The 12,631-nt window shown below is 40.0% G+C and carries 12 protein-coding genes and 1 tRNA gene; 6 read left to right on the forward strand and 7 right to left on the reverse strand.

The features are described from left to right. Window position 1: 1 nt before the first annotated feature. The 3 genes from AC1HJP_RS20925 to dnaQ all read right to left on the reverse strand — a co-directional run bounded on the left by AC1HJP_RS20925 (window position 2) and on the right by dnaQ (window position 2,260). Window positions 2-75: transfer RNA gene (locus AC1HJP_RS20925), tRNA-Asp, on the reverse strand. 98 nt (window positions 76-173) lie between these two features. Continuing rightward, complete coding sequence (locus tag AC1HJP_RS20930; protein ID WP_480363431.1) at window positions 174-1,538, reverse strand: TIGR03503 family protein; 1,365 nt, start codon at window positions 1,536-1,538, stop codon at window positions 174-176. An 11-nt stretch (window positions 1,539-1,549) separates the two neighbouring features. Further along, complete coding sequence (gene dnaQ / locus AC1HJP_RS20935; protein ID WP_480363432.1) at window positions 1,550-2,260, reverse strand: DNA polymerase III subunit epsilon; 711 nt, start codon at window positions 2,258-2,260, stop codon at window positions 1,550-1,552. Between the two features lie 70 nt (window positions 2,261-2,330). Between dnaQ and rnhA the strand changes: the two genes are divergently transcribed. Beyond that, window positions 2,331-2,798: a ribonuclease HI gene (gene rnhA / locus AC1HJP_RS20940; RefSeq protein ID WP_480363433.1), complete on the forward strand. Its 468-nt coding sequence runs from the start codon at window positions 2,331-2,333 to the stop codon at window positions 2,796-2,798. Window positions 2,799-2,807: 9 nt separating this feature from the next. On the opposite strand, the gene AC1HJP_RS20945 is transcribed toward rnhA, so the two are convergent. Further along, window positions 2,808-3,560, reverse strand: a complete 753-nt coding sequence (locus AC1HJP_RS20945) for a class I SAM-dependent methyltransferase (RefSeq protein ID WP_480363434.1) — start codon at window positions 3,558-3,560, stop codon at window positions 2,808-2,810. A 51-nt stretch (window positions 3,561-3,611) separates the two neighbouring features. Between AC1HJP_RS20945 and gloB the strand changes: the two genes are divergently transcribed. Together gloB and AC1HJP_RS20955 are read left to right on the forward strand one after the other, a co-directional pair. After that, on the forward strand, window positions 3,612-4,373 hold the full coding sequence (gene gloB / locus AC1HJP_RS20950; protein WP_480363435.1) for a hydroxyacylglutathione hydrolase: 762 nt from the start codon (window positions 3,612-3,614) through the stop codon (window positions 4,371-4,373). A 79-nt stretch (window positions 4,374-4,452) separates the two neighbouring features. Further along, complete coding sequence (locus AC1HJP_RS20955; protein WP_480363436.1) at window positions 4,453-6,036, forward strand: lytic transglycosylase; 1,584 nt, start codon at window positions 4,453-4,455, stop codon at window positions 6,034-6,036. A 43-nt stretch (window positions 6,037-6,079) separates the two neighbouring features. Here the strand turns inward: AC1HJP_RS20955 and AC1HJP_RS20960 are convergent, their stop codons facing one another. Together AC1HJP_RS20960 and AC1HJP_RS20965 are read right to left on the reverse strand one after the other, a co-directional pair. Next, window positions 6,080-6,766 carry a response regulator gene (locus AC1HJP_RS20960; protein WP_480363437.1) on the reverse strand — a complete coding sequence of 229 codons (687 nt, stop codon included), beginning with the start codon at window positions 6,764-6,766 and terminating at the stop codon, window positions 6,080-6,082. Next, complete coding sequence (locus AC1HJP_RS20965; RefSeq protein WP_480363438.1) at window positions 6,767-8,215, reverse strand: ATP-binding protein; 1,449 nt, start codon at window positions 8,213-8,215, stop codon at window positions 6,767-6,769. It lies immediately after the preceding gene. Window positions 8,216-8,354: 139 nt separating this feature from the next. Between AC1HJP_RS20965 and AC1HJP_RS20970 the strand changes: the two genes are divergently transcribed. Beyond that, on the forward strand, window positions 8,355-9,056 hold the full coding sequence (locus AC1HJP_RS20970) for a hypothetical protein (RefSeq protein WP_480363439.1): 702 nt from the start codon (window positions 8,355-8,357) through the stop codon (window positions 9,054-9,056). Here the strand turns inward: AC1HJP_RS20970 and AC1HJP_RS20975 are convergent. Continuing rightward, complete coding sequence (locus AC1HJP_RS20975) at window positions 9,053-9,955, reverse strand: DMT family transporter (RefSeq protein ID WP_480363440.1); 903 nt, start codon at window positions 9,953-9,955, stop codon at window positions 9,053-9,055. The genes AC1HJP_RS20970 and AC1HJP_RS20975 overlap by 4 nt on opposite strands. A 200-nt stretch (window positions 9,956-10,155) precedes the next feature. On the opposite strand from AC1HJP_RS20975, the gene AC1HJP_RS20980 reads away from it, so the two are divergent. After that, on the forward strand, window positions 10,156-10,524 hold the full coding sequence (locus AC1HJP_RS20980; RefSeq protein WP_480363441.1) for a hypothetical protein: 369 nt from the start codon (window positions 10,156-10,158) through the stop codon (window positions 10,522-10,524). 55 nt (window positions 10,525-10,579) lie between these two features. Continuing rightward, window positions 10,580-12,187 (forward strand): methyl-accepting chemotaxis protein, encoded by a 1,608-nt coding sequence (locus AC1HJP_RS20985; RefSeq protein WP_480363442.1) that lies wholly within the window; start codon window positions 10,580-10,582, stop codon window positions 12,185-12,187. Window positions 12,188-12,631: the final 444 nt, after the last annotated feature.

Below are 12,631 nucleotides of genomic sequence, written 5' to 3' on the forward strand. Positions count from 1 at the left end.
GCGGAGTGGACGGGACTCGAACCCGCGACCCCCGGCGTGACAGGCCGGTATTCTAACCAACTGAACTACCACTCCGCTTTATTCTTGTTGTCAGGTTGCTCCCTGACAGCGGCGTGAATAATACGAATCGACCTGTTTAGAGTCAACTGTTTTTTTTAAAAAAACTGTCTTTTTTAGTCTCCATCCATAGAAAGGTTCAAAATATCACCTGATTTGTTATTTTTTGAACCATTCGGATCATTTTCGTTATCTTTGTCGTCATCCTGCTCTGTTGTCGATTGCTTTTTCTTGAATGACGGTAATTTAATTTTCAGTTTAATTGGCTTATTCTGAACAAAAACTCTGATGGCTAACCATCCAATAAGCATCACAAAAACATTACCAACAGCAATAATCGTGATTAAAGCACCTGTGCTCAAAGTAGGCTCAGGTTCTGGGGGAGGTAATTTAGCAAGTAAAGGGTTTATTTTTGGCGCTTGTAACTCGGGAACCTTCTCAATTGGCCTTTCAATCTCAAAGTTATACATAGGCAACTTGGCCATAAATTCCCTACCATTGATATTTTCACCGAAAACAGAAAACTCGATTTGATAACGACCCCAATCATAATTACTCACTTCCAATTTTCGGTAAAGACGTGCTTCGGGGTTAATTGTAAAGATTTGCTCTTCACCGTTTGGATAAAAGATCTTGCCTTGAAAAATAACCATCTCAGGTTTAATGATATCTTGATCTAACTTAATCAACAGTTCATGACTGGCTGTAGCACTGCTGGCGAGTGTCAAATCAAACTCAAATGGGGGCTCTGCAATAACGATAGGCGCTTGTACTACCCTTCTTTTTAGAATGGGCGTTTCTATATAAAACTCTGGTTGCCATTCACCTGCTGGGAATGTGAGCTTAAACTCTCCAGTAAAAATACCGTCCATCGGCCTTTCATCAAACTCGCGACCATCATCTTTGAATTCGGTCACACTTTGTGTGCCTGCACCAAAATTATCATATTGATCATTGTTGGTACTCACGAACTCAACAATAAGACTCACCACATCTCGAAAATATCCGACATCTATAGGCTGGTCATCATTCGTTACTTGACCAGTCACTTTCAGTGTTTCTCCCCTAAACATGAGCTTAGGTAAAGGCTCTACAACAAGCTCAATGTCACCTAACACCATAATTCGACTATCAGATTGCACCCTACCTATCACTTGCCAAGGACCTGGCGTTGGGTTTTCTATGGTAATAAGGTCATAACTTGCTTCGTCGTACCACTCTAGCATTTCATCTTTCATTGCATGATGCGCATAGTATTTACTGCCATCAGGCTTAACTAAGATAACCGCTGGAGAGCCTGGCTTACGAAAGAAAAGCAGTGTAATTTTTTCGACTTTATGGTCGATACGGAAACGGTTATCTAACAAAGGAACTTCATTTACTTTGCGATTATTCTTCAACAACGTAATTGATGGGGTTGTTGTGAGTGCGATACATTCATTCATGAAAAACAAGAACAGCACTAACAATAATCGCTTCATATAAACTTACCTTAATTTTGTTCCCAAAGTGTCTCGCCATTTTTATTGACGACTTTAAGCCTTTCTTCATGCGCTACTATTTCATCGGCAGAAGCTTTGACAACTTTAAGTGCCGGACGGTTATCAGCCAAACGTCGAATACTGGTGTTATCAGTTTGCGATGTGTCTTCGGTATTATTCGCCAAGTTCATTTTTACTTGACCACCCGTCATTGCTAGATAAACGTCAGCAAGGATCTCTGAATCCAGTAATGCGCCGTGAAGTGTACGTTTGGCGTTATCTATGTCATAACGGCGGCATAATGCATCAAGATTATTTTTCTGCCCTGGATGCAGATTTCTCGCCATCACAAGCGTATCTAACACTTCGCAATACTCGTGAGTGTTAGGGTAGCCTTGCTGTAACAGCGCAAATTCGTTATCCATAAAGCCGACGTCGAACGGTGCATTATGAATAATGAGCTCAGCCCCTTTTATATAATCAAAAAACTCTTGTGCTATTTGATGATAAAGCGGTTTATCTCTTAAAAATTCATTGGTGATACCGTGAACATCGATTGCCTCCTCTTCAATATCACGCTGAGGGTTGATGTACACATGAAAGTTATTTCCTGTTAAACGGCGATTAATGAGTTCAACACACCCAATTTCAATGATCCTATGTCCTGCTTTCGGATCGATACCTGTGGTTTCAGTATCTAGGACTATTTGTCTCTTTAACATATCGTCTGCCTGTTAACTTTGCTATTGTTAGCAACTAATCACTTTATTCTACATAAAAACAGGCTAATTCGTGCAAAAAAGCGTAGAGATTTATACCGATGGTTCATGTTTAGGCAATCCCGGACCTGGTGGGTATGGCATTTATCTTCATTATCAAGGTCATGAAAAAACGCTCTCTCAGGGTTATAAACTCACTACCAATAATAGAATGGAGATGCTCGCCGCCATTGTTGCACTCGAAACCCTAAAACGTCCTTGCACAGTCGTATTACATACTGACAGTCAATATGTCAAACAAGGCATCGAGTCTTGGATTGCAGGATGGAAAAAGCGTAACTGGCTTACCTCTGCAAAAAAGCCAGTAAAGAACGTTGATTTATGGAAGCGCCTCGATGAGGCCTGTCAAAGACATGACATAGAGTGGCGTTGGGTAAAAGGTCACAGTGGCAATAAATATAACGAAATTGTAGATGACTTGGCCAGAGAAGCTGCAGGTAGTTCAAAACTGCTTGAAGATGAAGGATATCAAGCAGCTTAAGTTTTGTTATTAGTTCGATTTGTCTCGAGTTTGTCTGAGTCCCGCATTTTTAACTGCAGGGGCCCATTTGGGCCTTGCGTGCCATTTAGGTTTAATTGGTGTCAAAGGTGCGACCCGCTTTCGAGCTACCAGCATATAGCAGCTGCCCATAGGTTTTAAATAGTGACGACAAAAACGCCGCCAAGGCGCAAAACGAGATAAACGGCTGCCACGAGCCAACGATGCATAGACAAAGCGCTCATCACTGATTATTTCGAACCCCAATAAATCTAACCAATCTTTTACCCGAGCTGGGGTAAAAAAGCGCCCTGACCACGGCAACTTTTGTGAGCTAAAGGGCAATAAATTCGCTAATCCACATAAGCTAAATGGGTTAAACCCTGAAATAACCAAGTAGCCACCTGGAATTAAAGTACGATGTGCTTCACGCAAAATGTGATGAGGATCACTTTCATATTCTAAACTGTGGGCCAGCACACATACATCAACACTGTGCTCCGAAAAAGGCAGTTCATCAATTTCAGCAACCACACTGGTTTTCTTACACTGATTGGGAGATACATTTACTTGATGAGGGATCACACATTTTGATGTATCAAGTTGGCCACTTAATGGGCCTAGTTTAAGTAAATGATATCCAAACATCCTCGGTAACCAAGCTTTCATTCTTCGCTCTAAGCCGACTTTTATATAATCGCCGTGTGGAAAGTCAGACCAAGTTAATGGTTTTGGCCCAGACCGAAAACTTAATGCTGGTTTCATTATTGATGCTCGTTATACTAAACCCATCTACACTTTATAGAGCAAATACTTATGGTGCAAGTTGATCCAATTAAAGCTTTTTCTGATAACTACATATGGGCGTTAAAAAAAGAAAATAAAGTCTGGGTTGTTGACCCAGGGCAAGCAGAACCTGTATTTGACTATTTAAAACAAACTGACACAACGCTGGCAGGAATTCTGATCACTCACCATCACTGGGATCATACCAATGGCGTTGAGGCTTTACTTCAAGCATTCAAAAACACTCCTGTTTATGGTCCTGCTCACTCCCCTTTTGAAGTTATCTCACACAAATTAAATGACAGTGATGAAATAACGGTTGCTGATACAAACTTTAAAATCATCTCAACCCCAGGACATACCTTAGATCACATTTGTTATATGAATGATGCTTTTTGCTTTACCGGTGATACCTTGTTCAATGCAGGCTGCGGCCGATTATTCGAAGGTGATGCTGAAATGATGTGGCATTCTTTAGAAAAGTTTGCCGAATGTGACGATGACACGCTTATTTACTGTACCCATGAATACACACTAGCCAACCTGAAATTTGCTTTAGCTGTTGAACCAAACAATGCAAATTTATTAGCGTATAACGAAAAAGTGAAAATGCTTCGAGATAATAATCAGCCAAGTTTACCGACTCATTTTGGCCTAGAGCGGGCTATTAACCCCTTTCTAAGAGCCTCTGAAGAAAATAGCCTTGTGCATCTACCTAAGCATTTAATTCAAGATACAAATGAAAACTGGCAAAAATTTGCTGCTTTAAGGGCTTGGAAAGATGAATTTTAACCAAGTTACCTTGTGATTACTTTAAATAACGCAAGAGAATCTGTAGAATCGAGCGGTTTTTGCTCGAATATGAATCACTATGAAAAAGTCTGCAAGTTTAGTTTTAACACTCTCTTTGTTAACAGGTTGTCAAACCCTAACTGATACACCAAAAGATCAATCAGAGATCACCAATACGGTTGCTAATGAGAACCTAGCAAGCCCTATAGATATTAGTGAAGCGCTTGCTAATTCAATCACAGAGCCGGTAGAAGCAGACGAACCGGCTCCTGTATTCGATGATGTATGGGAACGTATTCGTTACCAACTCTCAATTCCAGTACCGCAAAACCGCCCTGTTGTGGCTGAGAGGAACTATTATCAACGCCATCAAAAATATTTAGACCGTATATCAAAGCGTGCAGAGCCGTATTTATACTTTATTGTTGAAGAAGTAGAAAAACGTCAAATCCCGATTGAGATAGCTTTACTTCCCATCGTTGAAAGTGCGTTCGACCCATTTGGTTATTCGCATAGAAGTGCGTCGGGTATCTGGCAGTTTATGCCTCAAACGGGAGAACGTTTTAACTTACATCAGAATTGGTGGTATGACGGTCGCCGAGACATAGTACAGTCAACGCGTGCAGCTTTAGACTATTTAAGCTATCTGCATAAAACCTTAGAAGGTGATTGGTTGAATGCCATTGCAGCATACAACTCAGGTGAAGGGCGCGTCTTAAAAGCCATCAGAAAGAACCGTAAGAAACATTTACCTACGGATTTTTGGTCGCTTGATTTACCGAGAGAAACGACAGCTTACGTGCCTAAGTTATTGGCTTTATCAGATCTATTAAAACGACAAGAAGAGTTCAATGTCACTTGGAAGCCAATTATTAATGCGCAAGTAGTCGAGATTGTCGATGTCGGCTCACAAATTGATTTAGCGCTTGCCGCTGACATGGCTGATTTAAGCCTCACTGAATTATACCGTTTAAACCCAGGTTTTAACCGTTGGGCAACCGCACCTGACGGTCCACACCAATTACTGATCCCCAGTGATAAAGCGGATGCCTTCAAAGACAAACTCGCACAAACACCAGTGAAAGACAGATTGCGTTGGCAATACTACACAGTGAAGCGTGGTGACACTCTATCTGTGATTGCTAAAAAGTTTTCGACGAGTAGTAAAACCATTCAATCTCTTAATAAGCTTGATACCCACATTATCCGTGTTAACCAAAAACTGCTTGTACCTCTAAGCGACGGAAAAATCAATAGTGAACACTTACCTGAGTCTGTCAGAGTTGCCGCGAATAAGTCTACGAGCGCTAAAAAAACACATACAGTGAAATCTGGTGACACACTGTGGGATATCAGCCGAGAGTATGATGTTACAGTAAAGCAGCTTGCTAACTGGAATAAACTAAAGACTAACAGCGTATTAAAGCTTGGCCAGAAGCTTACGATTTATCAAACAAAAGCAGAGAGCAAACCTACCGGGTTAGTTTCTACTACCCGAACCATTACTTACAAGGTTAGGCGTGGTGATTCTTTAGCCCGTATTGCGTCTAAGTTTAACTTAACGGTAAAAGAAATTGTTGAGTGGAATAACTTATCTGGACAAAAATATCTACAGCCGGGGCAAAAGTTAAAGCTAAAAGTCGATGTAAAACGCACATCTTAAAAAGAGGCACTAAAAAGAAAAGCACCCAAGGGTGCTTTTCTTTTTAGGTAGGCTCAAACTTATAGCCGGCACCATAAATCGAGTGAATAAAATTTGCTTCAGGTGCAATGCTCTGTAATTTTTTACGAAGTTTCTTGATGTGGCTATCAACCGTTCTATCGCTGACTATCCGGTCGTCTGAATAAATATGATCCATTAGTTTATCACGACTGAAAATACGCCCTGGGTGAACATACATGGCTTTAAGCAATAGAAACTCAACGTGCGTGAGTGAAATACTTTCGTTGTTGAACCTTGCCATAAATGTTTGCTCATCAACTTCTAAGCCATGAAGAGCTTCTTGGTTTTGCGCTGCAATATAATTTACTCGACGCATAATAGCTTTTACTCTGGCTACAACTTCTCTTGGGCTATATGGCTTACAGACATAATCATCCGCACCAACTTCAAGACCAATCAACCTATCAATTTCTTCAACCTTAGCTGTCGTCATAATGATGGGTATCTGACTTTGAGCCCTGATCTGCTTGCACAAAGTTATACCATCAACGTTAGGTAACATGATATCTAACAGCACCATACAGGGCTTATAGCGCTCGAATGCTGTCATTACTTCGCCACCATCAGTCACGATATGACATTCAAAGCCTGAAGCTGATAAGTATTTTGCTAAAATCGCAGCCAGCTTTTCTTCATCTTCAACAATAAGGACCGAATCTGCAGTCACCATTTAATTTTCCTTATATTTGAATTCTATGGTCAATTTTAATCCACCAAGCTTGCTTTGCTCTGCGTGAACTTCGCCATTATGCGCCATAATAATATTCTGGCATATCGCCAAACCAAGTCCTGATCCACCTGTTTTACGGTTTCTGGCTGAGTCTGTTCTGTACAGTCTATCAAAGAGATGTGATAACTGTTCAGACCCTACTCCTGGGCTGCTATCTTGCCATATGACTTGGACCCCTTGCCCAATTCTGTTCACCTTGATGTCTAACATCCCCTTGTTTTCTGGCGATGCATCGGTATAGCGTAACGTGTTTTGCAATAAATTATCGAATAACTGTCCCATACGATGCGCATCACAGAACAAGAAGCATCTGGGGCTGAAATCAAACTGAGAATCAAAGTGACTAAGCTCACTTTTTCTTTTTTCAAGACTGCGTTCTATGAGTTCAGGCAATACCATTTGCGACTTTTCATAAGACAACGATCCCCTATCTGACATAGAAAGCTGGTGAAGATCGTTAACTAATTTGGTAAGTCGCATGATCTCTTCATGCAATGAATCAAGCTGCGCTTCATCTGCTTCTATGACGCCGTCAATCATGCCCTCGATTTCAGCTTTAATAACAGCAATCGGGGTTCTTAATTCGTGAGAAATATCAGCTATCCAACGTTGTCGGGCAGTCAAATTTTCAGCCAAAGTTTTTGCCAGCAAATTCATATCACTTTCAAGCTGACCTAATTCATCTCTGCGAATGATTTGATTTGATAACGAGTAATCCCCACTGGTGAGGTTCTTTGTTCTTTGCCTTAATGCAAGTATTGGCCTAACTAAATATTTACTAAAAGGGATAGACAGTAAAAAGGTCACCACAAAAGCAATAATAGCAATGATAACAAAGTGTTGACGCTGCTGCTTAGCAAATAGTGTTTCAAACTTTCCCGTTACCATCGAGCCATTTTCAACACCTATATACCCTAACTTTTGCTCTTTTTTATCTGGCCAATAAACAGGTAACCAAAATGCGTCCTTCACCATAGAGGGCCTACCTACCAATAATGTACCATCCAGCGCTTTAAAAAATAGCTTATCCGAGGGTCCCCTACCTCTTCGCTCTCCTCGAGGAGGTGGACGCTTATCTTTGCTAGGCTTTGGACGTTTTTTTGATAAGGTCTCATTAGCGGCACTTAATTGATGGTAAGTTCGCATTAAATTTTTCCAATGTGGCGATCTTCTATCAAGCCAATCAACATTCTGTTGCGTTTCCATTGTTTGGTGAAAAGCTTCAATAACAGGCTCAAGACGCGCTTTAGTTTGACTTTGAACATAGTCAGAAAAGCTTTTATCAAATGCTATCTGATTAGCCAAAAATATGGCCAACACCAATGTCGAATTGGCTAAAAGCAGCATAATTAATATTTTTATGCGAATAGGTAATCTAAGCGTCTTCATTCTAACTTCAAAAAATTGACTCAAGATCATGTTCTGCCATGAATGTGTAAAGAATGTGGAAGTAACAGGCGCAGTTTATTCTTTTACTAAACCTCTAATTTGCTACTATAAACTAAATTTAAAAAAGATCCCGAATACAGTGCAAAACCAAACACTTCAGAGATTCATTTCTTATATAAAATCACAACAATTAGATAAACTGCCTGAGTTCTATAGCCAACTTAGCGACTCTGATTGCGTGCTTGTATTAAAGTTCTGCTTCGAGCAGGCAACCAAGAGCCAAGAGACCAATATATTCTTTCAAGATCTTTGCAAGCAGCTAATCACAACAAAAGAAACACTTCCTGAAGGACTGATCACGGGTATTAATACATTAGAGCGACTGGCATTTTTCTCGAATGCACTCACTGAAATTGAGGGCTATAAGCAAGCTAACAGACAAGGCAACACGGTTATTCATGCGCTTTGCTCTAACGCTCAGCAAACACAATGGCCGTTTAACTTTTTAAGGTCTCTTATGCTATTTGAAAGAAATGAATCACTTGCTCATGCCCTTGGGCATAAAAATCATCAAAGCATGCGCCCTATCGATTGTTACCTTGCATATAATCATAACTTAGCCAAATTACCAGGTCATGAATTTTCTGCTCTATTAGCCCTAATTGAAATACAGTCAAAAACGTCTCAGGAAAGCGAACCGGGTCTATTACATGCGATATGTCAGTTTTTAGTTAAAGAAAAAGTAAATGAACAGCTAGACAATGCGCATCAACGCGTATTACTCATCGCTAGCTGTTTTCAGACACGTGTTGAAACCGTGTGTACACTTTTGAAGGTTTAGACCTTTTCAACCGCTTCTAGCTTATTTCGTTTGATATACTTATCGCCAAACTGGTAAAGAAATAAGCTAAGCAATATCATAGTGCCGCCAATTAAAAGCGATGACGTTAAAACTTCATCATTCAATAACGCGCCCAGACTTACTGCAAAAACAGGGGTGATCAAAGTCGTCAGGGCAACTGTGCTTGCCGGTAATTTTTGCAGCACATGAAAATAAGCTAAGAACCCTAACAATGAGCCAAAAAGTGCTAAGTAACCCGTTGCTAAAATAGACTTCATTTGCCATTGCTCATAATTAATCTCACCACCTGCTGCTAACCAAATCATTGCAAAAACAGGCGTCACAAATGCCAATGCTCCTAGCGTTGTTGCCATTGGGTGGATTGCGATTGGTACTGTTTTGATCATTACGCCACTTAAACTAAAACTTGTTACTGCCATGAGCACATAGATAATCCCTTCTACTGGTACATCCAATTGCTGGATTTGCGTTTTACACACTAAAAACAAGCCGAGTATTGAGAACAATAGGGCAATTAGTTTTACGGGTGTAAAAGCGTGTTCTGACAATATTTTTTGCGCAAAAAGACCCGAGATTATTGGCGCAAGGCCAAAGACGAGAGAAATCACACCGGAAGGCACAGTCTGAGCTGCTAAATAACTTAAAAGCATACCCACCACAATGCCAGCAGCAGAATAGAAATATAACAGGCAGGACTTTTTCGACCACGGCACATGTATTTTTAGAGTAAACACAGTGATGATGGCAAGCACCAAAGCAATCAACATACGTAAAAAGACACTTAATGTTGGTGGCATCGTCTCGGCGCTCCAGACAATACCAAGTGGTGTTGTTGACCAAACTAAGATCACAAATAGATACGACCCCTGCACGGGCATAACTTTTCCTTGGGAATAAAAAATTGAAGAGGTCAAGATTATACTGACTAAAATGCACAAATGTTATCGGTACATTCGTCTCATCATACAGTTTTATGTAACGATACATTAATGAAGATAATAACTGCTTTAATCAACATATACATCTGATAGACATATCTGCAATTTTTAATATTATAAGCCCTTCATTCGGAGGACTTATGACAATTGTCGTCTATATCATCACAGCTGTTCTTATCAAACTATCAATTCTTGGCTTGGGTATGTTATCCATTATTTCTGCTTTTGTTGGCTTGCTACTTTTAAAAGTCATGCACAAAAAACTTTCAGAGTTATTGGTAAATAGGTTCAGTAAAAAGTTTAAAATAGCGCTTTGCGGACACATCAGCGTTTACATTGCTTTTATCGGAAAAATGATATTTATTGACGACCTCAGTGATATTCCTGCTTTTTTAGTCAGTCACCTTGTTATACACCATATGGCAAGTGGCTTAATCGCTGCAACTTTAATCGTTATGAGCCTCAGGACTTACAACCAGCTAAAAGTAAGCAACTTGAATACTAATTAGACAAAATAAAGAATGTCACTCACACTTTCAGAACCCAAATCTAGTGGTGAGTGGTATGAATATAAAAAGTAAGGTTGCGGTCCCTATAATTTTAGGTATTTCTTTAATCTTAGCTGCAAGTACATTCAGTATCTTAAAACTTGAGTTTTTGATTTGGGATTACCAATCCTTAGTCAACAAAGATCAGCAACGCATTATTCTAATTACCAACGCAGAGTCATCTTTCAAAAGCCAAGTTCAAGCATGGAAAAACCTGCTACTCAGAAATGAGGAAAAGTATTGGCAAGAATTCCTTTCTCTTCATAAAAGTGTGCAGAAAGATTTAAAGCAACTGCAAACTTTTGAAGAAGGAGATTGGGCTACTCGATTTATTAATCAGCACCAATCTATGCTAAAAGCTTATGAGAAAGCTCAGAGGAGCTTTGTTCTCAATAATAACTATAAACAAAGCGATGCGATGGTAAGAGGAATTGATAGAGATTTCGCTCAAGGACTTATAGACAAAAGAAGCGCAGTAACTAAGCACTTTATTAAGGTCCAAAGCAACCTAGAACAACAGCAATCTATTGTTATGACTGTCTATCCAATAATGTCATTCTGCATAGCGATAGTTGCAATAGTCTGTATCCTACTTTTTATACACAAAGCAATTATCTTACCTCTACGAGACTTGATAGGTAAAACAGTTGAGATCTCTAATGGGAAATATGATTTGCATATGGATTACCCTTTCAATGATGAGGTAGGTCAACTCAGTCAAGCCATAACGGAAATAAAAAATCATATTGTTGAAGCTGTCTCAAACATATCTGTTGTAAAAGGGGAAGTTGAAGATGCATTTGAAGCAATAGATCACGTTAGTAATGAAATAAGCAGAGGATCAGAAGAACAAGTAGCATGCTCTCAAACTATGGAAAGTACCATTAATGGATTATCTGAAATTGCATCAAGGTTGCAAGGGCTTACTCAACAAGCTTTGCAATCAACTACCCTAGTTACACAAAAAGCGAATAACTGCGGAGAAACTATGGAGCTGTCAGCTAATAGCATGAAGGAACTTGTTAGAGAGGTGGAAAATACATCGATTGTCATCGAATCTTTAGAATCCAAAGCTGCAAGTGTTAGTGGTGTACTCGATATGATTGGTTCTATCGCAGAACAAACTAACTTGCTCGCACTCAATGCCGCAATCGAAGCAGCAAGAGCTGGAGAAGCAGGCAGAGGCTTTGCTGTTGTGGCTGATGAGGTACGAAGCCTTGCGTCTAAAACACATCAATCAACTATGAGTATTACCTCTGTTATAGATGAACTTCAAGCTACATCAAAACAAGCTGTAGCTGCAATGCAGCATGAAATAAAAATAACAGCTGATAACGCAGAGAAGAGCCAAGATGCACAAATAGCATTGAAAGAGATTCTACAAGAAATGGAACAAATGAAAAGTCTAAACCAGCAAGTTACAGACTCTGCCAGTGAGCAAACAAAAATATCAGAAACTCTTCATGAAACATTAATTCAACTGCAAGTTATTTCTGACAACTATAAGAAATTGGCGCAAAGCGACAACGTATCCCGTACTGTGGCAAACGCAAATCGAGACCTAACGAAGATGGTTGAAGACCTAAGAGGTAACCTATCGCATCAGGAAGCAGAGCTTTTTTAGGATTAAGTGTAAAGTTGATGACTACGCATTACGTGCAAGTAAAGTGCAAAGTTAATGACAGCGAGCAAAGCGAATATATTTACTTTGCGCAAGTATAGTGCGAAAGGTTTATGACAAGCGCGCAGCCCTTATATTCTTTTCGCGCAAGGTGAAATAAACCAGTTTAGCTGGAGTTGAAGGTGTAATTATTTACACCTGTGAAAAGTGTTTCAGAACGAAGAGAGTAACTACTGTGAAGGCTGCTCTCTTCACCTTGCGCTAATTCGTCTTTTTATCGCCGAGCTTTGCCTTATCACCGTGCAGGACGATTTAGCACCCTAAACGCAAAAAACCCGCTGCATTGCTGCAACGGGTTTCTCTAATTAGACCCTGGCGATGTTCTACTTTCACATGGGAAGCCCACACTATCATCGACGCTGTTTCGTTTCACTTCTGAGTTCGGCA

It is taken from the genome of Pseudoalteromonas sp. NFXS53 (assembly GCF_056629255.1).